Origin of the sequence: Acinetobacter sp. ANC 4470 (assembly GCF_002135335.1) — a bacterium.
Classification (GTDB): Bacteria; Pseudomonadota; Gammaproteobacteria; order Pseudomonadales; family Moraxellaceae; genus Acinetobacter.
Genome location: NZ_NEGC01000002.1, coordinates 58,564 through 82,221, shown reverse-complemented (window position 1 = coordinate 82,221; position 23,658 = coordinate 58,564). Strand labels below are relative to the sequence as shown.

Sequence of the window (23,658 nt, the reverse complement as noted above, 5' to 3'; positions counted from 1 at the left end):
GCACGGATTATGTGTATTGTAGCTTTAGCTTGGCAAGTGTTGGATGATACGCCTTTATGCTTAATTTCAAATCGTGATGAGTTTTATCAGCGTCCGACCAGTGGTTTAAAACCTTGGCAAAATAGTCTGATTATTGCTGGACAAGATTTACAATCGGGTGGAACGTGGATGGGGGTGACGGAGTCAGGACGATGGGCTGTATTAACCAACTTTCGAGATGCCACCGATCAAAAAAAATATCCGACTTCACGCGGACACTTGATTCAACGTTTTCTTAAATCAGATTTAACCCCTATCAGATTTGCTCAAGCATTAGAAAAGCAGCAATGTGATTATGCGGGGTTTAATTTATTTGTAGGGGATCAGCATCAAGCGGTCTATATGAGCAACCGAGGTGAAGCACCACAAATCTTGGCTCAAGGGGTATATGTGGTTTCCAATGGTTTAATGACGGAACATTGGGAAAAGACCAAACATTTGCGTAAACGCTTTACCCAAGAATTTTTACCCATGTTGCAATCGAGCACGACAGCAGAAGCAGATTTGGAATTTGCAGTGTGGGATATTTTAGAAGATGAACGTAAAATAATCGCTGAACTTCTTCCTCAAACAGGGATTAGCGCTGAAATGGAAGAGCTACTCTCTTCTACTTTTATTCAAAGTCCCATTTATGGTACACGCTGTTCTAATTTTTTAAGGATGAAAAATCAGACTTGGTTCTGGCAGGAAAAATCGCAACAAGGGCAAACACAAGGCAAAATCATTAAGCTTGATTTTCCTTTGAATCCATAAAAAATGCCGACTTCAAGTCGGCATTTTTGATCTTTAATGAATGATTAAACTTTTGGCTGATTGGCTTGCTCTAAAGATTCACCAGCAATTTCCTTACCGTCTTTACGAGTAATAACGAGTGTTGCAGAACGAGGACGGCTACCTAAAATCGCTTTACTCAAGTTTAATGCAGAAGGGTGGTTTGCAGGCCATTGATTGCCTGGGTGTTGGATATTCACAAAGATGGCTTTATAGTCAGGGGTCATGGTTACCCCAGTAATTTCACAACCGCTTGGACCCGTCAGGAAGCGACGCAGTTGAGTGTTGTCGAGTTCAGTACCTGTAGGTGTTTTTAAGCCAGCAGTGGTTTTAACTTGACCATCACCAACTCGCCCTGGGAGTGCAGCAAGCATCATGCAGTTGGTTTCATCAGTATAGGAACCATCATCGGTTTGAATCCACAGTACACCACGTGGGTCGAACCACATACCATCTGGACTTGAAAAATCATTGTCAGAACCAAGTTTTGATAGGTTTACATCTGGTACTGAATCTTGTTCTGCACCAAACAGGAAAATATCCCAAGTAAATGTTAAAGCACTAACCACATCACCTGTTTCTTTAAAGCGAATGATGTGACCATTGATATTGCCTTTCGGGGTGCCACCTTTGTCTGCATCAGCATAGTTACGTGGGTTAGCTGCATCCAGTGGATGGCTGGAACCACGTGATGAGTTATTGGTCAAGGTGACATAGACTTCGCCATTATGAGGGTTCACAGCAACCCATTCAGGACGGTCCATTTTGGTTGCACCAATAGCATCCCCCGCCAAACGTGCATTGACTAATACATCCGCTTGGTCTGCAAATTTGTATTTGCTATAACCTGAAATGAGCGGATTATTGATATTCAATTCAACCCATTCACCTGTCGATTTTTGAGTCGCTGTATCAAAGTTAAACTTGGCAACGTAGAGTTTGCCTGAGTTCATATATTTATCACCAGCGGTATAACCACCATTAATATCTTTGGTATCCCAAATTGCATCTGATACAAATTTATAGATGTATTCCCCTTGAGAGTCATCACCCATATAGAAAGCTAACGGCTGACCTGCAATAGCACGACTTGCACGACAATCCTCATGAGCAAAACGTCCAAGAGCTGTGCGTTTTACTGGATATTGGCTACCATTGAATGGGTCAATTTCAACAATCCATCCAAATGTATTGGTACTATTACGAAAGTCTTCATTTGCTTGAGTAGCTGAGACTTTTGTTAACCAACGGTCATAAATATCTTGGATATTTAAACCTTTAATATCATCTGTGCGTGATGTTTCTGTTGCTTTCACGGTATGCCATTTATAACTACTTGTTGCTGGAATTTTATAGCGGTCTAAAGCAACGATGTTATTAGCATCGCGTGCGATATCATCCCGTGAGAAATATTGATTAAAATTTTCTTCAGTCGTGAGATAAGTTCCCCACGGTGTATAACCATTACCACAGTTATTGATTGTTCCTAAAGCAAAATCACCTTGAGGGCTGAACTTGGTTTGAACCAACTTATTCCCTTTCACTGGACCTGCAAAATTAATGCGTGAAGCGGCTGTAATTCGACGGTTAAACACAGATGCTTTATTGATATTCACCAGTTGTGTTTGATTGTCTTTTTTCAATTCAATAACGGAAACACCGTGGCAGTTAATTTCACGTAATGCTTCATCTTCAGATCTTTCAGCATCATTAATTGTATTGATCACAGGATGTAGAATTTTTTTATCATCTACATATTCGTGGTTCATGACCAATAAACCTGAGCTTGATTGTTTTGCATCAAAGCGGCTGTTGCTCATACCAAAAAATGTCATACCATCATGACATTCACCTGAACGTCGAATAAAAGAAGCACCTGATGGAATATTGTTTTCATCCCATTCAGTTAAACCTTCTGATAATGGGTCACCTAGTGCATAAAGTACACGTGCTTCATAACCTTCAGGTACAGTCACTTGATCTAACGTATTCTTGCTAACAGTTTTAAACTTTAAAGAGGTCGGTGTTTTATTTTCTTCAGCTTTTACAGGTGGTGTTGAATTACCACTGCCATTGTCATCATCATTACAGCCCGTGAGTGAAGCTGCTAAAGTAAGTGCAACTGCGCCACCTGCAGTTTTTGTAATTAAATCACGACGTGTAATTTTCTTATCAAATAAGTCGGAAAACTCAGCATTGCCAGAATTATTGCTATCGTAATCATCATTAAAAGGCATTTGGTCAGTCATATGTGTTCCTAGCGAATAAGCTTGGTTGTTTTTAGAAAGTTACACATAAAGTAAAGAGCGAATATGACAGGGGGGTGAAGTTAATATTTCAGATCAATGAAATTATTGGCTTATTTTGATGACATAACTGATCAGCACATAATGAGGCATAAATTCCTGCCAAAACCTGCAATGCTGCGATATTGACTTATGACTAGTTGCGACCTTTTAGTAAATTGAATAGCTTCTTTATTTTATTACGCTGCCTTTAGTTATATTTATCTGCTTTGGATTATTGAACTAATTGCATATTTTTACGCTGATATATAACCAATTTAATGGCTTGAACTTTAATTTTCAACTTTAAATCCTAACTGATATAGCCCCGATCAGCATAGATTTTTTACTTTCAATCCATCCGCAAGCTACTCAACCATTATACTAAATAGCAATAAACATAATTTCTGAAAGAAAAAGCTGAGCTGATCGAAATCTCGAAAAATTGCTCTGTTGTTTTAAATTTTTTCAATAAATTGACTCGAATTTCTGAAAAAAGTCATCAGCAACACAGAATAGTCCAGTATGAGCCATATATGGTACAGGTACATGGTCGTTAAAATTTTAGGGGGGAGTAACTTCCTAATAGCTTCTAACGATCATTTTTCAAATACATTTCTTATCGGCGATTCGGGTTATTAGATCATTCGTTTACTTTTTTAATTTTAATAGGGTATCTGCTTCAGTGATTGAAGCTTTTTGTTTAGATTTCTGCCATAAACATAATTCACGTCCAAGCTTATTCTTCATATGTGCTTGAGGATAGCGACCCTCTAAAACTATAGCTGAATACCCCACACGATCATCAAATAACATAATGTCACTGACTACCTTTGTATTTTTTAACTGGCTCGCCTTAATACAAGCAGTTTTAATATTCTGATCATGTTTTTTCCATGCCTCCTCTGAGCTGGCATGAGCAGTGTAAGATATACAAATTGAACTTAATAAAATAAAACGTATAGTTTTCATTATTTTTATTACCTTATTTAAAATATTAAATTTAATAATACACAGAGTTAACTCGATTTTTAAGACATAATTTACAATACTTAAAATAATTTATTCAATTTCATAATTTACTCGTTGATAACACAGCAGAAGTTTTAACCAAATGGTTTGTATTCTGTTTTAATCATGAAAATGATTTTAAGTTATTGAAATATAGGTATTTATACTGAGTTCGGATGAGTGCAGTCTCCGAAATATTAAGTAGGGTAGACGGTATTCTAAGACGGTTGTGGTTTTCTTTTAGAAATTTGCAATAGGTCGCTTTAAATGTCTGAAAAAATCATTAATAACACAGACTAAGTGATTATGAGCCATATATGGCGCAAATATATAGTTACTAGAGTTGTGAGCTTAGCGTGGTAGCTCAACGGATGGCTCTAGTAACCACTTTTTCAAGTTTTTTCTTACCCGCGATTCGGGGGTAGTTAATAACGCAATGTATAGCTGAAATATCAACAGACCCTAAGCGATGCGCCGTTTTTCAATCAATTTGCCAAAGAACAAACCTATTTCGAATAATAACCACATGGGTATTGCGAGCATGATCATGGAAATAGCATCGGGTGGGGTGACAAACATGGCGACAAAGAAACAGCCGACCACAATAAAGCGCCGTTTTTCCACTAATTGTTGGGTTGAAACCAGTCCGATTAAAATGAGGAGTAAGGTCACAATTGGGATCTCAAAGGTAAAACCAAACACCAAAAACAGTTTTAGACAGAAGGCTAAGTAACTGTTAATGTCGGTCATTGGTGCGACCGTTTCGGGCGAAACACTAATGAAAAAATGTAGAATGGACGGCAGTGCAACACAGTATGCAAAGGCAATACCTGCGTAAAATAAACCAATGCTGCCAAGCAATAATGGCATCGCTAAGGTTTTTTCTTTCTCATAGAGTGCAGGTTTTACGAAGCTCCACAGTTGATAAATAATGAACGGCATAGCCAACATCAAAGCAACAAAGAAATTTAATTTAAACGGTGCCATAAATGTTGCTGTGACATCGGTCGCAATCATGGAGGAGCTAACTGGGAGCTGTGCACGTAAAGGCTCAGACAACAGTTGATAGGTTTGATTGGCAAAAGGCAGTAAGCAAAAAAACAGGACAATCAATAAGCCCACAATTTTAAATAAATGCTGACGCAAAACCATAAGATGTCGTGTAATCGGCATCTCTTCGAGATTCGATGATGCTTTATTCTCTATAAGGGTAACAGCTAATGGGCTTTCTACAGGGGTATTCATACAGCCACCTTAAATTCGTTTAATTGCGAGGTTGCAGGTGTCATGTTTAAGCGCTGTTTTGCTGAGATTGCAGTTTGACAAGACGCTTGTGCATTTAAGTAAACCGACGTGGGCTGAGGTTGTTTGATAAAAATATAAAGGATGGGAGTATTCTTATTATGAGGCACTGCGTTTGGTAATTGTTTTTCTATTGCAGGCTGTGATTGTTGTTGTAGTTCATGCATTTGAGCTTGCATCTTCTGCTCAAGCTCTTGAATCCGCTGCATTTCATTTTGCATCTGTTCCCGTAGTTCAGATAAACGCAATTCGCGGTCAATATCATTTTGCACACTGCTGATCATACGTTTGATTTTACCGTACCATTTCCCAGCAAAGCGCGCAGCTTCTGGAAGCTTATCTGGCCCGAGCACCAATAAAGAAATGATGCCGAATGCCAGCAGTTCAGTCATACCAATATTAAGCATAACGTTTTAGCCTGAATGTGTTTTTACCGTGGAATTGACATCGGCATGCGTGTTTTGATGTTCAATCGTTTTAGGTTCATTTAAAGCGGATGTTGCAGCTTCATCTTCCTTAATCGACTTTTTAAAATCTTTAACGGCACCACCTACATCTTTACCTAAATTTTTGAGTTTAGATGTACCAAATAATAAAATCACCACAATTGCGAAAATCACAACGTGCCAAATCGATAGTCCTGCCATGTTCTTTACTCATGTTTTGTTGAGTACCATCTGAACATTTTGCCATGACAGCAATGTGACTGAAAAATTGCAGTTTAAAGACAACAGAGATTAGACCTGCTGTTGTGTTTGATTCAGTGCTAGCATATTTATATTGAGTATTTAGGATGATGTTGTGGCTTTGCTGTTACCACTTTTTGGCTTTTTATGTGGCTGGGGACTTGCTTCAAGCCAATTTTCAACACGTTTAAAATCACTATTCGCGAGCCTATTGGCACGGATTTTTATGCCCGTTGTGATTATTTACAACATGGTGTTTTATCAGGCATGTAAGGGGTTTTACAATTAACCCCTTAGCTTTTTAGTTATTCACGACGGAGTCTTATCATTTTAAATCTAACACTTGGAGTTCATTTATTACTTTGGATAAGCCCAAAGTAACCAAAGGCATTGTCATCCGCAAAACTCGTCAAATATTTTTTATTAATCAATTAATCGCAGAAACTTACGTTTTCAAAGTAGTCTTGCCTCGAACAGTTGCGGATGACATTTCCGCGTATCGAATAACATTATGAATTTAAAATAAAAAAGCCAGTCAATTTCTTAACTGACTGGTATTACTTTAAAAAGAGGGGCTTTTTTTGCCTAAACAGGGTGAGCAGCAAGATTGTAAGGGCGTAATGCTTAATGATTCTCCAAGCTCGCTTTAAACAACTGCATCGCTTGCCCGCGATGGCTTATTTTATTTTTATCTTCTTTCGACATTTCTGCACTTGAGATCCCCACTTCAGGTAACCAGAACAAGGGGTCATAACCAAAACCATTTTCACCACGTGCTTGTTCTAAAACTTCGCCTGTCCAAATGCCTTGGAAAATTTGTGGCAGAGGATCTTCTGCATGTTGAACCAGTGCAAGTACACAAACAAACATACCTTCAATTGCTTCGCCATCTTTACGCAAAGGTTTAAGGTCTGCTAACAGTTTTTCATTATTGGCAGCATCATTGCCATGGTCACCTGCATAGCGTGCAGAGTAGATGCCAGGTGCGCCACCGAGTACGGGAACACAAATACCTGAGTCATCGGCAATGGCTGGTTTGCCAGAAATTTTTGAGGCATGACGGGCTTTAATAATGGCATTTTCAACAAAGCTTAATCCGTCTTCGATGGCATCATCAATATTCAACTTACCTTGAGCAATCACTTCAACAGGAAGATTAAGCCCAGCAAATAATTTTTCAAATTCAGCAATTTTCCCTTTGTTATTGCTGGCAAGGACAAGTGTCCCCTGAGATAACCAATCTTGTGTAGACATGATCAAAAACTCTAATCTTTAAAAATTGAGCTGATTTTACCTGAAATATGTACTCACGAATCATTAGCCCATAAAAAAGCACCCGAAGGTGCTGTCTAGAATCAGTGCAATATTATTGCGCTTGAATCCATTTGTCGGCACGGTCACGCGCCATACGAATTTGGTCTTGGCTTAAGTTTGCGGCTAAAGCGGTTTTTTTACCTTCAGACAGTGAAATCACTTTGTTGTCGAGCATGCCATCACGGGTTGAAAGCTCATACCATTGGTATGCACCCACGTAATTTTTCTTTTGCTCTTCCATCATTGCGAGGTTAAAGCTGGCGCGGTTGTCGCCGTGGCTGGCTGCTTTTTCAAAATATTTACGGGCTAAAGTTTCATCTTTTTTAGTACCGACACCATCAGCCAGCATACGGCCCACATTCAATTGAGCAGCAGAAATGCCTTGATCCGCAGCGGCCTTATACCAAGTAAAGGCTTGCTTTTCATCTTGTTGAATATCTTTGCCATGCTGGTATTTGGTTGCTAAATAGAATTGTGCACCCGCTTGACCAGATTTAGCCGATTTAATCAGACTATTAATATCCATTACAGAATATTGTGCAGCCTGACTGGAAACAGAAGGTGTAGAAGCAACATAATCCGCATGGGCTTGAATACTAAAAAATCCAACCAATAGTGTGCTGAGTAATATTTTTTTCATAGTGCGCTCACTCGATAAATAGCGACTTCACCAAATAGATTCGGAACATGTTTACTGAGTAAACTACCTTGTTGGTTCCCATTCACAGCGAGTCGATTAATAATCTGGATGTTATTTTCAGCACAAAGTGCTTCAAAATCACGGAAAGTACATAAGTGGATATTCGGTGTGTTATACCACATGTACGGTAAAGCATTTGAAACCGGCATCATTCCCTTTAAAGCCAAGAAAGAACGCGTCTTCCAATGAGCAAAGTTAGGAAAGGTAATAATGGCTTGTTTCCCCACACGTACCATATCACGTAATAATACGTCTGGTGCATCTACAGCCTGCAAAGCCTGAGCCATAACCACATAATCAAAAGACTGGTCTGCAAAGCGACTTAAACCAAGATTTAAGTCTTGCTGAATAATATTTAACCCTCGACTGACTGCAATTGCAATCTTTTCTTGATCGATTTCTAGCCCATAAGCACGAATGTTGTGCTTTTTACCCATATGTGCCAGCAATTCGCCATCACCACAACCCAAATCGAGCACACTAGAGTCAGGTTTAATCCATCTTTCAGCAAGTTGATGATCGATACGCATTACACAGGCTCCTTAGGTGTTGCTTCGAGATGTTCTACGCCACCTAAAAATGCACGTAATGATTTCACGTAAAGCGGAATAGGGAACAAGAACGAATCGTGACCTTGTTCTGCATCAATATCGACATAACTGACCGGTTTATGATTGCTGATTAGCGCATCGACAATTTCTTGTGAGCGCTGTGGAGTAAAACGCCAATCTGTGGTGAAGGAAACCACCAAGAAACGGCATTTGGTGTTCGCCATTGCCTTGGTTAAAGACAATTCATATTCACGTGCTGGATCAAAATAGTCCAAGGCTTTGGTCATAATCAGATAAGTATTGGCATCAAAGTTACGGCTGAATTGCTCACCTTGATAACGCAAATAGCTTTCGACTTGGAACTCAACGTCAAAACCATACATAAATTTACCTGACTTTAAGTCACGGCCAAATTTCTGTTTCATGGCCTCTTCAGATAAATAGGTGATATGACCGACCATGCGTGCCAAAATTAAGCCGCGTTTCGGATAGCTGTCATTTTCCAGATAGCGCCCGTTATGGAAATCGGGATCAGATAAAATGGACTGCCGCGCCACTTCATTAAAGGCAATATTTTGTGCTGAGAGTTTTGGTGCACTGGCAATAATGACACAATTTTTTAATCGATCAGGATAATCCACCGACCATTGCAAAGCCTGCATGCCGCCGAGTGAACCACCAATGATGGAATACCAAACCTCAATACCTAAACGATCGGACAGTAACGCTTGTGTTTTAACCCAGTCACGCACTGTCACCAATGGAAAATCTGGACCATAAGGACGATTGTCATTTTCAGGATTGGGTGATATTGGACCCGTTGAGCCACTGCAACCGCCAATATTATTCAGGGAAACCACAAAGAATTTAGAGGTGTCAATCGCTTTGCCCGGACCTATACAGGCATCCCACCAGCCTGCTTTTTTATCATCAGCATGATGATAGCCTGCAGCATGATGATGCCCCGATAACGCATGGCAAATCAGAATCGCATTGGATTTATCTGCATTCAGTGTACCGTAGGTTTCAACCATGATTTCGAAACGTGGCAGTATACGACCACATTCAAGCTCTAACGGCTCTTCAAATGAGAACTTTTGCGGGACAACGAGGCCCACTGAGTCAGCTGGAAAAGACACAGGAATAATTCGCCTTAAATCTTTAGAATGTATAAACAAAAGGATACCACTTGAGGGTATCCTTCTAAAGTCATTTTAGTGCTAAATATTAGTGCTAATACTTATACCGCAGCAGCAATCACTTGGTCTGTGCTAAGTACACCTTGCTCAATCAAGCGGTTGGTACATGCAATAATTGCTTCGATTGAAGAGGTCACGATGTTGTCATGAACCCCAGCACCAAATGCAGATTTACCTGTACCTTTGACTTGAAGTTCGATCAAGGCTAAAGCTTTGGCATGTGCGCCAGAACTGATACTCCGTTCTTCATAACTTAAAACATCAATAGGCAATTGAAGTGCATTTAAGATTGCAGAAATTGGGCCATTGCCTTCACCGCGCAATTGTTGAGTTTCACTGTTAATTTCGATATCTAATTCAATTACTTGACTGCCATTTTCGTCAGACAATCTATAGTTTTTTACAGAGTAGTGTGCATCTTTAGCAGCAACATAATTCTGTTTGAACAATGCCCAAATATCTTGTGCTGTGACTTCTTTGGCTTGTTCATCAGTGACTTGTTGTACTGTTTGCGAGAATTCAATTTGTAAACGACGTGGCAACACCACGTTGTAATTTGATTCTAACAAGTAAGCGATACCGCCTTTACCCGACTGTGAATTGACGCGAATCACCGCATCATAGTCACGACCTAAATCTTTCGGATCGATTGGTAAGTAAGGCATATCCCACATGTCTTGGTTCTTCTGGAACTCGAAGCCTTTCTTGATCGCATCTTGATGCGAACCCGAGAATGCGGTGAAGACCAAGTCACCAGCGTATGGATGACGAGGATGTACAGGTAAGCCTGTACACTCTTCAATGGTGGCAATGATTTCGTTAATGTTGGAAAAATCTAAGTTAGGTGCAACACCTTGGGTATACATATTTAAAGCAATTGCAGCAACGTCGACATTACCTGTACGTTCGCCATTGCCAAACACACAGCCTTCAACACGATCTGCACCCGCCATAATCGCCAATTCAGAAGCTGCAATACCACAGCCACGGTCGTTATGACAGTGCACCGAAATGATCACGCCATCACGACGTTGTAAGTTGCGGTGCATCCATTCAATTTGATCGGCATAGACGTGCGGACCTGAAACTTCAACCGTTGCTGGCAAGTTTAAAATCACTTTATTGGTTGGAGATGCTTCCCAAATTTCAGTGACCGCATCACAGACATCTTTCGCGACGTCTAATTCAGTTGCTGTGAAACACTCAGGGCTGTATTGGAAAATCCAGTCCGTATTTGGATATTGTGCTGCGTATTCTTTGACTTTTGTCGCCGCATTCATGGCTAATTTTTTGGCACCAGCCACATCAACATTCAAGACTTTTTCACGGAAAGTCGGTGAGTTTGAATTGTAAATATGCACGATGGCACGTTTTGCACCTGCTAAAGATTCAAAAGTACGTTCAATTAAATGATCACGTGCCTGAACCAAAACCTCGATATAAACGTCATCTGGAATATGACCTTCTTCAATCAATTTACGGGTGAAGTCAAAGTCAACTTGTGATGCAGAAGGGAAACCAATTTCAATATGTTTAAAGCCAATTTTCACCAACATTTGGAACATTTTGAATTTTTGTTCAAGATCCATCGGCTCAAAAATTGCTTGGTTACCGTCACGAAGGTCTGTGCTCATCCAAATAGGCGCTTGATTGATTTCTTTATTCGGCCATTGACGATCTGGCAAGTCTACACGTTGATACATGCGACGATATTTTTTACTTGGATCAGCTAACATCATGAGGTAACTCCTTGTGCAGTATAGGTTGCTCGCGTCTTGGGTAAAGGCAACTGCTTACTACTTTTATAGATTGTGTCTATTGTATCGATTTACAAGTAATTTTCGGGGGATTTTCACCTAAAGTAGCGTAAATTTTATGCGGTGGATTAAACACCTCATAAGCTTAAACACGGTTATCTTGTAAATGGATTAACTTGATTCTAATTCTAAAATAGAGTACTTGGAAATAATTCCCTTATTTTGCAGGGTATGATTGAATTAAGAAAAAAAATTTCTTAAAATGGTTTATTTGTGCAAAATATATTCTTTATTGATATCATTGACGGTGGCTGTTCCCATTAAAGCCATCGTAATCTCAAATTCTTCCTTTAAAATTTTAAGCACATGTGCCACGCCTAAAGCCCCTGCGGTTGCCAGTCCATAAATATAAGGACGACCAACACAGACAGCTTTCGCACCTAAAGCAATCGCTTTGAACACATCAGAACCACGGCGAATACCGCCATCCAAAATTAAAGGGAAATCTGTAGGGACGACTTCTTTGATCAGTTGCAAAGCGGTGAGGGGAGAAATACAGGTATCTAAGACTCGACCACCATGATTAGAAATAATCAGTCCTTGCACACCGTATTGCAGTGCCAGCTTTGCATCTTGAGGATGCACAACACCTTTTAAAATCACAGGCAGGGAGGTGCGTGCAATGATCCATTCAATATCCTCCCATTTCGGTGCAATCTGCATTAATCCATTAAACACAGGATGTTGATTTTCAGCTATTTCAGGTAGTGGAATATGCGTTGGTGTATGTGGATGTTGCATCCCTTCAGGTAACTGAAAAAATACCCGTCGCTCACGATCACGAATGCCTGTATGCGGTGAATCAACGGTAATGACGAGGGCTTTAAAATTTTGTTGTTCTGCTAGTTTAACCAAGGCTAAGGATTTTTCACGATCACCTTGCCAATACAGCTGAAACCATTTGTATGGGTTTTCTACTTTTAGGCTACGCATATCGGTATTGCTAAAATTACTTAAAATAAAATTGCTTTCTAGTACTTCAGCAGCCAAAGCCGTAGCCAGTTCCGCTTCAGGATGAAACTGTTGCTGATGTCCAATGGGGGCTAAAAAGATAGGATGAGGAAACTGTTGACCCAAAATTTCACAGGCGGTATGACCTTGGGTCAGGTTATTTAAATGCCTTGGAATCAGTTGTATGTTTTTAAATTGATCAAGATTAGCTTGGACACTCAGCTCATCCATCGAGCCACCCTGTAAATAGTGCCAGACCATGCTTGGAAGATGCTGCTGTGCTTGTTTTTCGTAATCGGCAATGGTTTGTAAATGAGGCGGAATTTGTTTTAACGGAGCGAGGGGAGCAAAAGCTTTCATAGGTCGCCCCATTGGCGTAATAAATTATGATAATGACTGGTCAAATGGATGATTTCTTCTGAATCACCGACTTGCTGGCGTAGTTTCATAATGGTCATATCAAGATTAAACAACATGCTACGTTGCCAGTCATCTTTCACCATGCTTTGTAACCATGTAAATGCAGCCACCCGTTTGCCCGCAGTGACTGCTTCAACCCGATGTAAACTAGTGGCAGGGTAGAGAATGGCATCACCAGCATCTAACTTGACATCATGGCTACCATAATGATCTTCAACAACCAGTTCGCCGCCTTCATATTCATCGGGTTCCGACAAAAATAGGGTGAGGGAGACATCAGTCCGAATTGCTTGTCCCGTTGCTGTTGAATATTGCACCGCGCTATCGACATGGTTGCCATAACTGCCATCATGTTGATAAGAATTAAATAAGGGTGAGAGTATATGTTTGGGTAATGCTGCTGATTTGACCAGTGGATTCTGTTGTATGGCGTGCAATATTTTGGGAGCAAGGGATTGATAGATGATGCTGTTCACATCAATTTGTAGATTATGCTTAATTTTTTGAGCCTGAGAGCCCGCACTTTGTTGTCCATGAATCCATGCCTGACTGGCATCTAATTGCTGACGTAATTCAGTCACTTGCTGTTTTGTTAAAACTTCAGGAATATGTAACATCATCAGGCTTATCAACCGTCCTTAAATGGGTTGAACCCAAAAATAAAAATGTAGTGCATTAGGTATAACACACTACATTTATACTCAATTTTGTCAGCTTAATTAAGCTTAAGTGACTTAAAACTTATAATTAAAGGTCAGTGCAGCTGAACGAGGTTGACCCATCACTAAACGTGCGCCACTATTATTTAGCGTACTAATGTATTCTTTATCTGCAAGGTTGTAGATATTAAGGTTTAATGATGCTTTATTATTCAAGGTATAACCTAGCAACGCATCAAATACTACATAACTTGGAATGACTGGCATGTTCGTCGTTGCAGTTGAATTTGGAGTAATTGAACGTTTTTGTTCATCGACATAACGCGCACCTAGACCTGCTCTAAATCCAGCAATACTATAAGTAGTCCATAGCGTGGCGGTCCAGTCTGGAGACCAGCGTACGGCATTATTTTCGGTCCAAACGTTAGTGGTTGCATTATAGGTCTGTTGATTTTCTTGTTCGCTATCCATAAAAGCAACACCTGCCGATACATTCCATGCCCGGGTAAGCTGTCCTACTGCACCAAGTTCTAAACCCTTAACCGTAGTTTTTCCTTCTGGAATATATTGTAAGGTAATCGGATCTTGGGTAATTTGATTTTCATTTTCAGTATGATAGGCCGCAGCAGTTAAGATGAGCTTATCTTCATTGAACGTCCATTTTGTGCCAACTTCATAATGATGTGTTTCTTGCGGTTTGGCCGTAGGGTCATTGGCGGAGCTTGCAGTATTACTTAAAACAGAAGCTGTGCCTGGTGGGGTGAAGGATTTTGCATAAGACGTGTAAATGCTGCTTGCGCTAGTCGGCTTAAAAACACTGCCTAGCTTCCAGCTGACTAACGTGCCATGCGTGCTCAAATTGCTTGGAGTTTTAGTCACGGCTAAAGTTGTGGCATTGGTTGCAACGGTTAATGCATCCGCTTCAGTATCATAATAGTCAACGCGCACGCCGCCATTTAGCTGGAAACGCTCGCCAAACTTAAGTGTGTCAAATAAATAGGCTGCAGCAGTATCTGTTTTCCCATTTGCATAAGCCCCTGTATAAACGAGGTCTGGCAATGTTTGATAAGGGTCAGGAGAGTACAAATTTGCTGCTGGAATTGTCGGCATTGCCTGCCCAGGCGTTTGTACATTTAAGGTATTGTTAAACTGCTCTTCCCGTAATAGCTCTAAACCAGCGACAATATCGTGTTCAACAAAACCTGTTTTAGCCTTGATATTGAGCGTAGTTTGGTTGGTGAGAATTTTATTTTCTTGATCAACCCCTTGACGCGTGCGTACGACAGACCATGAATTTGGATCTTTAGGGGTCGCCAGATTGCTGATAACCAACGCATTAACACCTGTTAATACACGATCCATTTCAGTTTTTCCAAATCTGGAAATATTGGTGAGTTTGACATTCTCGTTCAGATCACTTTCAACTTTTGCGGTGAATATGTCAGCATCAACATCTTCATGATCATTAATATTGCCGTAAAAAGTTTCGCGGTCTACAGGTTCCGCAGCATTGACTGCGGTATTAATGATGTCACGCTGCGCCTGTGTCAGTTTTGCATCGGTATTATTGTAATAAAAGCCTTTCATGCCGATGGTCGGAATACCGCCATCAGGAATATTGCGCTGGCGAATATGCTGTGAATACAAGTAAAAACGCGTATCACTGTCTAAGCCGAATGCAATCGAAGGGGCAATGGCATAGCTGTTATTTTCGGCATAATCACGGCCGTCTATACCACCTTCCTGACCCATTACGTTTAAGCGAATCGCGGTTCCAGCAGAAAGTGCTTGGTTAATATCTGCAGTCAGGCGTGTATGTTTGGCTGTATTGTAAGTTGCAGAGACTTCCTGACTATTCTCTAAATGCGGGAGCTTACTGACTAAATTGATATATCCACCAGCACCACCACGACCAGCTTCTGCACCTGAAGGGCCTTTGACCACTTCAATTTGTTCTAAGTTATAGATGTCACGGCTGATTGCACCAATATCGCGGATACCATCTAGATAAATAGAGTTTTTGGTATCGAAACCACGCATTTGGAAAGAGTCTCCAGCACTGGTATTGCCATTTTCACCAAGTTGTAAAGTAATCCCGGGCGTGTTACGTAATGCTTCTGTTAAGGAGGCTGCCCCTTGTTCTTTTAATAATTCTTTTTTAATCACGGAAATCGTTTGCGGTGTATCGACTAGTGGTTGAGTGTATTTTGCTGAACTAACTTTATTGGCTTTATATTTATTTTCGACTTCAGATTGAACTGTAATTTTTGGTAGAACCGTTGTCTCATCTTTAGGGAGTGTTGCCGCATGTGTCATCAGGGGGAGAGATGCAGCTAAAGCAACCAATGGAGCTGTTCTATTATGTTTACGGCTTTTAATCTGTGTCATTGTGGGTAATCCCTAATATCGTATATGACAGAATTTCCTTACTGCCTGCAACTTTTGAGATGATGCAAAATGGCAGTAAATATGGAGGTATTGTTATGGTGAGTAACAATTGATGCGAATTCTAGTGATAATAGTTATCATTAACAATGTTATTTCTTTGAAATATGCCGATTTAATGATGGAAATAATGTTTAAATGAGACTTAGTGATTTAAGAAAACAATCACGATAGATGAAAGGTGAACTAAATTTTATAAAGGAATAAATCGAATGGTAAAATATATAAAAACCAGTGTGTTGGTAAGTTTGTGAAAAGAAATAAAATATTCTGAAGTTGATAAAAACAATCTTCAGAATTAAATTTATAGAATAATTTTTTCTTAAAGTTCTGCCCATTTTCGCATCAGGTTGTGATAAAGATTGGTCAGTTTGACCACTTCCTCGTGTTGATCACCCAGTTGCGTACGTAGGTTTTGAATGGATTGGTCTAAATTAAACAACATATGGCGTTCAACATCATCACGGATCATGCTTTGCACCCAAAAAAATGAAGCAATACGGCAACCTGATGTTACGGGAGTGACTTCGTGCAAACTGGTCGATGGATAAAGAATCATATCGCCCGCAGGAAGCTTAATTTCATGGTAACCATAAGTGTCTTCAACCACTAAGTCACCACCTTCATAGTCTTCCGGTTCAGTTAAAAAAACGGTACAGGATAAATCTGTACGTAAACGCTCGTTGGTTCCTCGAATACGACGGATTGAATTATCGACATGAAAACCAAAGGCTTCATTGTTTTCATAACGGTTAAACAGTGGGGGAATAATGTCTAAAGGAATCGCCGCAGATAAAAAAAGCGGATGCTGACCTAAAGATTCTAAAATAATCGTACTTAAGTGCTGAGTCAGTGGAAGGTCTTCAGGCAGTTGTTGATTTTGTTTAACCGTCGCAGACAGCGTTCCAGCGGTGACTTTGCCATTGACCCATTCAATTTTTGCCATTTCATCACGAAAATATTGAACTTGTTCTTTACTTAGTACGTTTGGAATATGATGAATCACACTAATACACCTTTAGAAAAATGAATTCTTTGGCTATAAAAATAGCCTCATGATGAGGCTATTTTAAATCATAACCCATAAAGTATTTATGGATTATTTGATTGGATTTTAGTATTTAAAGTTCAATGATAATACAGCGCTACGACCTTCGGCTTCTGTTGCATAGTGTGATGAATATGCTTTAGTGAAGTAACGTTCGTCAGATAAGTTGTTTACATTTAATTGTAAATCAACATTTTTGTTCACGTTATAACGCGCCATTGCATCGTAACGTACGTAACCTGACACGTATTTAGTATTTGCAGCATTACCATAGACTTTATCCATAGCAACAGCGCCAGCACCTAATGTTAACTGTGGCATGACTTGGTAAGTTGTCCAAAGGGTTGCTGAGTTTTTAGCAACGTTTTGAACTTGTTTGCCATTATTTCTGTTTGAAATATAGATAGGGGCAGCTGTAGTTCCAATATTTTCAAAACCACCGTCAACCAATTCGCTGTCTAAATAGGTATAACCCGCAGATACAGCCCATTTATCAGTAATGTTACCGTTTACGCCAAGCTCGATACCATCGACACGTGTTTCACCAATATTACGTGTAGTCCCGTCTTCTGCTGTTGCACGAGTGTTGGCTTTTTCGGTACGGAAGATCGCAGCAGTTAAATTCAACTTATTATTCAGCACATCCCATTTGGTGCCGAGTTCATAAGTTTTAACTTCTTCTGGTTTGAGATTGTTGATTGCTGCAGTAATTCCTTCAGAACCATCACCACCATCTACACCAACTGGGTTTGCAGAAGTCGCATAGCTTGCATAGATACTGCCATTTTCTACAGGTTTGAATGTAATACCAGCTTGGTAGTTGATAAAGTCTTTATCATTTTCAAGCTTAACAATAGTTCCTGCTGGAGTCGTTGTATTAAAACGACCTGCAACCATAGTTTGTTCAGTTGAATAGTCATCCCAACGAACGCCCAAATCTAAAATCCATTGTGGATTAAATTCAATGCTATCTAAGAAATAAACAGATTTTGATTTACTTTGAATGTTGTATTGGTCTGCGCCATCAGTACTGATTGAACCTGTCCAAGGCGCATTACTTGGGTTTTGTACCGAAGTACACCAACCTAATGCAATCGACGCAGCAGAACAGGTTTGATGTGCGCTACCTGTTGCATTTAGACCATTAATAATGTATTGCGTACGGTCTGTTTCTTGGTCGCTATATTCAGCACCCAAGTTAAAACGATGTTTTAGTGTACCAGTATTGAACTTACCCGTTAATGCAAGCTGGTCGGTAAAGGTATCCGTATCTGCAACACGTGAGTTTACACGGCGCCAGACATTACCAGTTAATTCACCTGAAGGTTTGGTATAAAAGTTACCCTTGGAATCATCAGGATTCGTCCAAAGGTAATCATTTTTAGAGTTGTTATAAACAGCAGTATTTGTAATTGTCAAATTATCTGTTAAGTCATGTTCAAGCTTGATCGTACCACTTTGATTTTCCTGTTTTTGGAAGTCACGGTCTTTCCAGCCATAATATAGACCTTGCTTAACATCAATCGGTTTACCATTGCCATTAAGACCAGCATTTGCATTGCTTGCGGCAAATGGATTGTTATAGGGAATACCCGAATCTGGCGTGTCATCAGACTTTAAGTAGTAGTAGCTTAAAGTCGCACGTGTATCGCTATCTAAACCAAAAGTAATACTTGGCGCAATACCAGCACGTTTATATTCTGCACCGTCTGCTTGACCTGCTTTTTCATTATGGTGACCCATCACAGCAACACGTGCAGCAATACCATTACCAAAATCTTTATTACCATCTAAGGTAATACGTTGGTAATTGTCTGTACCAGCGCCAACAGAACCTTCTAAAAAGTCACCTTTTTTAGCGACTTTAGTAATCATGTTGATGCTACCACCAGAACCACCAGCACCACCTAAAACAGAAGCAGAGCCTTTAGTGACTTCAACTTGTTCTATGGCAAACATCTCACGGTTTTGTGAAGTTGCACTACGTACACCATCCACATACATAGAACTTTCTGAGTTATAACCACGAATAAATGGACGGTCACCATTTGGGTTGCCACCTTCACCTGCGCCAAGGGTAATACCTGGCACTGTACGTAAAGCATCGCTTAAAGTCGTCACTTGAGTATCTTCAATCAACTGTTTAGAAATAACAGAAACTGATTTAGGGGTATCAAGAAGGGGAGCTACAAATTTAGAATTTGCAGATTTATCTATTTTTAAACTTTGTTCTGTTTTTGCTTGAGTGTGAATAGTATCAAGTTGAGCAACTTGATCTTGTGCAATTGCGTTACCAGCTATTATTGAAAGTGATGACACAATCGCAGAAGATACGATTTTTTTGCGTGTTTTAATGAAGGCCATTTCTAACTCAAAATGTATACTGTGAAAAAGTATGAGAATAATAATGATTCTTATTTTTTATCACTATTAAGTTGAATTGGAATTGACGATTCTCAATATAGAATAAAATGGGATATTAGATGCAATAATGTAACATATTGTAATTAAGTGATTGATTGTATTGTTATATAGGAAAACCCTGCATAAGCAGGGTTTTTTATGGGGATTTTGAATTTTAGAATTTAAAGGTGGTGCTTAACTGAACACGACGACCTTCTTGAGTATTACTATAGTTGTTGTAATAGCTAGAACCAACTTTTTCAAAGTCAACAAAATTCTTATCGAAAACATTGTATAGCGCAACTCCAACATCCAAGTTGTCGTTTACCATGAAATTAGAGCCAATATGAAGCAAACCATAGGATTTAAAGTCACCTAGAGTATTGTAAACGCTCTTTTCTGTAGTTGTCATATTTTCATATGATTTTAAATAACGTGTTCTTTCACTTCGATATTCACCGCGTGCCCATAGTTGAATATTGTCATCTGCTTGCCATTTTAGTGAGGCATTCAATATGTGTTCAGGAGTATCATTTAGTGATGGATTCCCTAGAGCTTTATCTTTGATTTCAGTTTCGGTCCAAGTGTAATTCATACCGAATTTCCAAGCAGGAGCGAATTCCCAATTGAAACCAGTTTCTATACCATAAATTTCTGCTTCTTCGGCATTGATTGAACGACTGACGCTCCAGCCTCGGTTAGCACCATTTTGATCTGTATCACCAGGCTGCATTTCCCAAGGTGTACCTACACTCGCCATGTATTCTTCACATTTTTGCTTGTTCACATTAGCATCACATCTAAATTCTGTATTACCAGTGACAATTTTGTCTTCAATCTGACTAAAGAATGCTGTGATATTGGCATCAAAGTTTTTATTATTACTAAAATAAGTCCCAAATTCTAAATTTTTGCTGGTCTCTGGTTTTAAATCAGGATTACCAAAAAGAGGGCTTCGGCCTTGACCACCGACATTATAAATTCCGTTGGTAAGACGTTCTAAGCGAGGTGCTTTATAGCCTTCGCTATAACCGCCTTTAAATGTCCAATTGTCATTGGTATTCCATACTAAATAAGCTCGCGGTGTCCAAAAATCACCAAAAGTATCATGGTTGTCATAACGTAAACCCAGTGTTAAAGCCAGTTGATCTGTCAATGCCCAAGTATCTTCAGCAAATAAACCAAGCTGTTCAAAAGAGACTTCTTTGTTAACACGCAGTCCATCTTTGATACTGGCATCCCACCATTGTCCACCTAGTGTGATTTTATGTTGATTGAAATGCTCAGTTGTAAATTTAGTATCAAAAATAGTATCTTCACTTTCTAAAAGACGAGGTGTGACAACAGTTGATCCACCTTGTGCACGAGAAGGAATTAAGCGTCCGATCGTTTCGGTCTGAGTGTTGCTGATACTCGACTCAAGTGTTCCAACCTTGTTGCGCCATGTATGCGCTAAAATAACTTTATCTCGATTATATTCTTGTGCTTTATCATATCCACCATTCGCACCTAATGTGCCTAATTGTCCTTTGCTGTTATCGTACCATTGCTCTGTTTGTTCATATTCAACAGATAAATCATGATCATCTGTAGGTGTGAGGGTTAAGCGAACACCAATGGTTTCTAAGTCAGATTTAGTTGGATTTTGCCCCATATTTAATTCTACATCTTGATCACTTTCATCCAAATATCCAACATTTGATTGATCGCGTTCAGCTTTTCGTGCGCGAAGTTGAATACCGAGTAAATCTTTAACAAGAGGTCCAGATACAAAAGCATCTACAGCACGTTGATTACCGAAATCAGAACTATTCGGAAGCACTGTGCCTTCTAAGGTGACAGCGCCAGTCCATACAGGTGAAACTTTTTTAGTAATAATATTGACTACGCCACCCATTGCATCTGAACCATAGAGCGTAGATGCAGGACCACGAATAACTTCGATACGTTCAATGGCTGATATTGGTGGAATAAAGCTATTATTGGACTCTCCGAATCCATTTGGCGAAATATCGCCAGTACTATTCTGTCTGCGTCCATCTACTAAAACTAATGTGTATTCTGAATCCATACCCCGAATACGAATATTTAAACCACCTGTTTTTCCAGCAGTAGGGCTAATGTCGACACCTTCTACATCTACTAATGCATCCGCTATGGAATTAATTCGTTTACTTTTTAAATCTTCTGCAGTAATCACAGTGATAGAAGCTGGTGCATCTTTAATTTTCTGTTCATAACCTGCCGCGGACACCACAATGGTCGAAAGCTGATGTTTAGAAGAGGACTCTGTTTTAGTATTTGCAAAAACGGAAGCGGAGGTAATTCCTAGAATAGCGATGCTAAGCGGGCGAAGGTTGAACTTACTCATAAAATAGAATTCCAAAAATGGACGAGATAAATAATTGAAAACAAATAAAATAAAAACAAACAGCTTAATAGTAATGATAAAGTTTATCATTTTCAATAAAAAATATACAAAAGTGCCACTAATGAAGAAAGATAGGAGTTTTGTTTACATAAAACGTAGACTTTATGGGGGAAAAACGCAAAAATAGTGGTTAAATTATCCTGCTTTGTATATCTTTCAATGTTGTCATATAATGTGGCACTTTAAAAATTGCAATTACTATTTCTATATCGAGGAAGCCATGCAAGTAACTTCTGAAGCGGTTTCGGGCGTTGCCCGTCGTTTAAATGTATCTGTACCGACGAGCCGTGTGAACGAGCAATTTGAAGCTCGTTTAAAGCGCACTGCTAAAACTGCGAAGATCAACGGCTTCCGTCCAGGTAAAGTGCCTTTAAATGTTGTACGTCGTGAATATGGCGCAGGTCTTTATCAAGAAGTTGTGAACGATGTTATTCGTGACACAGTATTTGAAGCAATTCAGCAAGAAAAAATCAATGCTGTTGGTATGCCAAACATTGATAAAGTTGAAAACAAAGACGATGCTCTTGTTTATCAAGCAACTGTAGAAGTTTATCCAGAAGTTGAAGTGAAAGCTTTTGATACATTAGAAGTTGAACGTAAAAAATCTGAAGTTAACGACAAAGACGTTGACCAAATGATTGAGAATCTTCAAAAACAACGTGCATCTTGGGCTGAAACAAAAGGCATGGCTAAAAAAGACATGCAAGTAACTTTTGATTTCGAAGGTACTGTTGACGGTGAAAAGTTTGAAGGCGGTACTGCTGAAGACTTTAAACTTGTTTTAGGTTCAGGTCGTATGATTCCTGGCTTCGAAGACGGTATCGTTGGTATGAAGAAAGGCGAAGAGAAAGTGATTGACGTTACTTTCCCTGAAGACTACCAAGCTGAAAACCTTGCAGGTAAAGCTGCACAGTTTAAAATTACTGTTAAACTTGTTGAAAAACAAAAACTTCCAGAAATTGATGCTGAATTCCTAAAAATCTTTGGTTTAACTGAAGAAGAAGGCGTTGAAAAATTAAAAGCTGACGTTCGCAAAAATATGGAACGTGAAGTACTGAATGGTCTTCGTAACCAAGTTAAAGCTGCAACTTTTGATGCACTTGTCGCTGCAAACGAAGTTGAAGTTCCTGCTTCTATGTTGGCTCAAGAAATTGACCGTCAACGTCAACAGATGATCCAACAGTTCACGCAACAGTTTGGTGCTCAAGGTGCGCAAGCATTTGACAGCAGCATGCTTCCAGATGACTTGTTCAAAGAACAAGCTGAGAAAGCTGTTAAACTTGGCGTGTTGGTAAGCAAAGTTTTAGCTGATGCTAAAATTGAAGTTGACCCAGCACGTGTTGAAGCTTATATCAATGACATGGCTTCTTCTTATGAAGATCCTACAGAAGTGATTGAATACTTCAAAAATGACAAACAACAACGCGCTCAAATCGAAGCTGTTGTATTAGAAGATCAAATCGTTGATCACATTTTAGCTGCTGCTAAAGTGACTGATGCAGATGTAAGCTACGAAGAATTGTTGAAAGAACAACAAGCTCGCCAACAAGGCTAAGCTAAGTTGACCTAAAAAAGGCGCATCATGCGCCTTTTTTTATGTATGCTTTTATATAAATATGTCCCGAA

Annotated in this window: 18 protein-coding genes and 1 pseudogene; 3 read left to right on the top strand and 16 right to left on the bottom strand. The window is 39.5% G+C overall.

Translation table 11 applies throughout. The features are described 5' to 3' along the window. The first annotated feature begins 9 nt into the window (after positions 1–9). Positions 10–792, top strand: a complete 783-nt coding sequence (locus B9T25_RS03515; RefSeq protein WP_086187110.1) for an NRDE family protein — start codon at positions 10–12, stop codon at positions 790–792. A 44-nt stretch (positions 793–836) separates the two neighbouring features. Here B9T25_RS03515 and B9T25_RS03510 read toward each other — a convergent pair whose 3' ends face one another. From B9T25_RS03510 to tatA, 5 genes are all read right to left on the bottom strand, one after another. Continuing rightward, positions 837–3,059, bottom strand: coding sequence for a PhoX family protein (locus tag B9T25_RS03510; RefSeq protein WP_086187109.1), 2,223 nt, complete (start codon positions 3,057–3,059; stop codon positions 837–839). A 687-nt stretch (positions 3,060–3,746) separates the two neighbouring features. Then, positions 3,747–4,067, bottom strand: a complete 321-nt coding sequence (locus B9T25_RS03500) for a hypothetical protein (protein WP_086187108.1) — start codon at positions 4,065–4,067, stop codon at positions 3,747–3,749. 501 nt (positions 4,068–4,568) lie between these two features. Next, positions 4,569–5,351 (bottom strand): twin-arginine translocase subunit TatC, encoded by a 783-nt coding sequence (gene tatC, locus B9T25_RS03495; protein ID WP_086187107.1) that lies wholly within the window; start codon positions 5,349–5,351, stop codon positions 4,569–4,571. After that, a complete protein-coding gene (gene tatB, locus B9T25_RS03490; RefSeq protein WP_086187106.1) occupies positions 5,348–5,815 on the bottom strand; it encodes a Sec-independent protein translocase protein TatB in 468 nt (155 codons plus the stop codon). Before tatB ends, tatC begins: the two co-directional genes overlap by 4 nt. A 6-nt stretch (positions 5,816–5,821) precedes the next feature. Beyond that, the gene (tatA, locus tag B9T25_RS03485; protein ID WP_086187105.1) at positions 5,822–6,055 is read right to left on the bottom strand and encodes a twin-arginine translocase TatA/TatE family subunit; all 234 of its coding nucleotides are present in this window, start codon (positions 6,053–6,055) and stop codon (positions 5,822–5,824) included. A 154-nt stretch (positions 6,056–6,209) separates the two neighbouring features. Between tatA and B9T25_RS14535 the strand changes: the two are divergent. Beyond that, positions 6,210–6,362: pseudogene (locus B9T25_RS14535) on the top strand (permease); the annotation flags it as partial. A 356-nt stretch (positions 6,363–6,718) separates the two neighbouring features. Here B9T25_RS14535 and rdgB read toward each other — a convergent pair. From rdgB to B9T25_RS03430, 11 genes are all read right to left on the bottom strand, one after another. Next, positions 6,719–7,348 (bottom strand): RdgB/HAM1 family non-canonical purine NTP pyrophosphatase, encoded by a 630-nt coding sequence (gene rdgB / locus B9T25_RS03480; protein ID WP_086187104.1) that lies wholly within the window; start codon positions 7,346–7,348, stop codon positions 6,719–6,721. A 112-nt stretch (positions 7,349–7,460) separates the two neighbouring features. Beyond that, positions 7,461–8,048 (bottom strand): tetratricopeptide repeat protein, encoded by a 588-nt coding sequence (locus B9T25_RS03475; RefSeq protein WP_086187103.1) that lies wholly within the window; start codon positions 8,046–8,048, stop codon positions 7,461–7,463. Then, positions 8,045–8,638 carry a methionine biosynthesis protein MetW gene (gene metW / locus B9T25_RS03470; protein ID WP_086187102.1) on the bottom strand — a complete coding sequence of 198 codons (594 nt, stop codon included), beginning with the start codon at positions 8,636–8,638 and terminating at the stop codon, positions 8,045–8,047. Before metW ends, B9T25_RS03475 begins: the two co-directional genes overlap by 4 nt. Next, positions 8,638–9,798, bottom strand: a complete 1,161-nt coding sequence (gene metX, locus B9T25_RS03465; RefSeq protein WP_086187101.1) for a homoserine O-succinyltransferase MetX — start codon at positions 9,796–9,798, stop codon at positions 8,638–8,640. Before metX ends, metW begins: the two co-directional genes overlap by 1 nt. Before the next feature lie 101 nt (positions 9,799–9,899). Continuing rightward, the gene (gene leuA, locus B9T25_RS03460; RefSeq protein ID WP_086187100.1) at positions 9,900–11,597 is read right to left on the bottom strand and encodes a 2-isopropylmalate synthase; all 1,698 of its coding nucleotides are present in this window, start codon (positions 11,595–11,597) and stop codon (positions 9,900–9,902) included. A gap of 285 nt (positions 11,598–11,882) precedes the next feature. Continuing rightward, positions 11,883–12,986 carry an alpha-hydroxy acid oxidase gene (locus tag B9T25_RS03455; protein WP_086187099.1) on the bottom strand — a complete coding sequence of 368 codons (1,104 nt, stop codon included), beginning with the start codon at positions 12,984–12,986 and terminating at the stop codon, positions 11,883–11,885. Next, positions 12,983–13,666: a Fe2+-dependent dioxygenase gene (locus tag B9T25_RS03450; RefSeq protein WP_086187098.1), complete on the bottom strand. Its 684-nt coding sequence runs from the start codon at positions 13,664–13,666 to the stop codon at positions 12,983–12,985. Before B9T25_RS03450 ends, B9T25_RS03455 begins: the two co-directional genes overlap by 4 nt. 114 nt (positions 13,667–13,780) lie before the next feature. Continuing rightward, positions 13,781–16,093 carry a catecholate siderophore receptor Fiu gene (locus B9T25_RS03445; protein WP_086187097.1) on the bottom strand — a complete coding sequence of 771 codons (2,313 nt, stop codon included), beginning with the start codon at positions 16,091–16,093 and terminating at the stop codon, positions 13,781–13,783. Between the two features lie 379 nt (positions 16,094–16,472). Further along, complete coding sequence (locus B9T25_RS03440; RefSeq protein ID WP_086187096.1) at positions 16,473–17,156, bottom strand: Fe2+-dependent dioxygenase; 684 nt, start codon at positions 17,154–17,156, stop codon at positions 16,473–16,475. Positions 17,157–17,264: 108 nt separating this feature from the next. Continuing rightward, the gene (locus B9T25_RS03435) at positions 17,265–19,562 is read right to left on the bottom strand and encodes a TonB-dependent receptor (RefSeq protein ID WP_086187095.1); all 2,298 of its coding nucleotides are present in this window, start codon (positions 19,560–19,562) and stop codon (positions 17,265–17,267) included. Between the two features lie 214 nt (positions 19,563–19,776). After that, positions 19,777–21,972: a TonB-dependent receptor domain-containing protein gene (locus tag B9T25_RS03430; RefSeq protein WP_086187094.1), complete on the bottom strand. Its 2,196-nt coding sequence runs from the start codon at positions 21,970–21,972 to the stop codon at positions 19,777–19,779. A gap of 280 nt (positions 21,973–22,252) precedes the next feature. On the opposite strand from B9T25_RS03430, the gene tig reads away from it, so the two are divergent. Then, positions 22,253–23,587 carry a trigger factor gene (tig, locus tag B9T25_RS03425; protein WP_086187093.1) on the top strand — a complete coding sequence of 445 codons (1,335 nt, stop codon included), beginning with the start codon at positions 22,253–22,255 and terminating at the stop codon, positions 23,585–23,587. The last annotated feature ends 71 nt before the right edge of the window (positions 23,588–23,658 follow it).

Coding starts and splice junctions, on each gene's coding strand:
- B9T25_RS03515 (WP_086187110.1), top strand. CDS start 10: ATGTGTATTGTAGCTTTAGCTTGGCAAGTGTTGGATGATACGCCTTTA.
- B9T25_RS03510 (WP_086187109.1), bottom strand. CDS start 3,059: ATGACTGACCAAATGCCTTTTAATGATGATTACGATAGCAATAATTCT.
- B9T25_RS03500 (WP_086187108.1), bottom strand. CDS start 4,067: ATGAAAACTATACGTTTTATTTTATTAAGTTCAATTTGTATATCTTAC.
- tatC (WP_086187107.1), bottom strand. CDS start 5,351: ATGAATACCCCTGTAGAAAGCCCATTAGCTGTTACCCTTATAGAGAAT.
- tatB (WP_086187106.1), bottom strand. CDS start 5,815: ATGCTTAATATTGGTATGACTGAACTGCTGGCATTCGGCATCATTTCT.
- tatA (WP_086187105.1), bottom strand. CDS start 6,055: ATGGCAGGACTATCGATTTGGCACGTTGTGATTTTCGCAATTGTGGTG.
- rdgB (WP_086187104.1), bottom strand. CDS start 7,348: ATGTCTACACAAGATTGGTTATCTCAGGGGACACTTGTCCTTGCCAGC.
- B9T25_RS03475 (WP_086187103.1), bottom strand. CDS start 8,048: ATGAAAAAAATATTACTCAGCACACTATTGGTTGGATTTTTTAGTATT.
- metW (WP_086187102.1), bottom strand. CDS start 8,638: ATGCGTATCGATCATCAACTTGCTGAAAGATGGATTAAACCTGACTCT.
- leuA (WP_086187100.1), bottom strand. CDS start 11,597: ATGATGTTAGCTGATCCAAGTAAAAAATATCGTCGCATGTATCAACGT.
- B9T25_RS03455 (WP_086187099.1), bottom strand. CDS start 12,986: ATGAAAGCTTTTGCTCCCCTCGCTCCGTTAAAACAAATTCCGCCTCAT.
- B9T25_RS03450 (WP_086187098.1), bottom strand. CDS start 13,666: ATGATGTTACATATTCCTGAAGTTTTAACAAAACAGCAAGTGACTGAA.
- B9T25_RS03445 (WP_086187097.1), bottom strand. CDS start 16,093: ATGACACAGATTAAAAGCCGTAAACATAATAGAACAGCTCCATTGGTT.
- B9T25_RS03435 (WP_086187095.1), bottom strand. CDS start 19,562: ATGGCCTTCATTAAAACACGCAAAAAAATCGTATCTTCTGCGATTGTG.
- B9T25_RS03430 (WP_086187094.1), bottom strand. CDS start 21,972: ATGAGTAAGTTCAACCTTCGCCCGCTTAGCATCGCTATTCTAGGAATT.
- tig (WP_086187093.1), top strand. CDS start 22,253: ATGCAAGTAACTTCTGAAGCGGTTTCGGGCGTTGCCCGTCGTTTAAAT.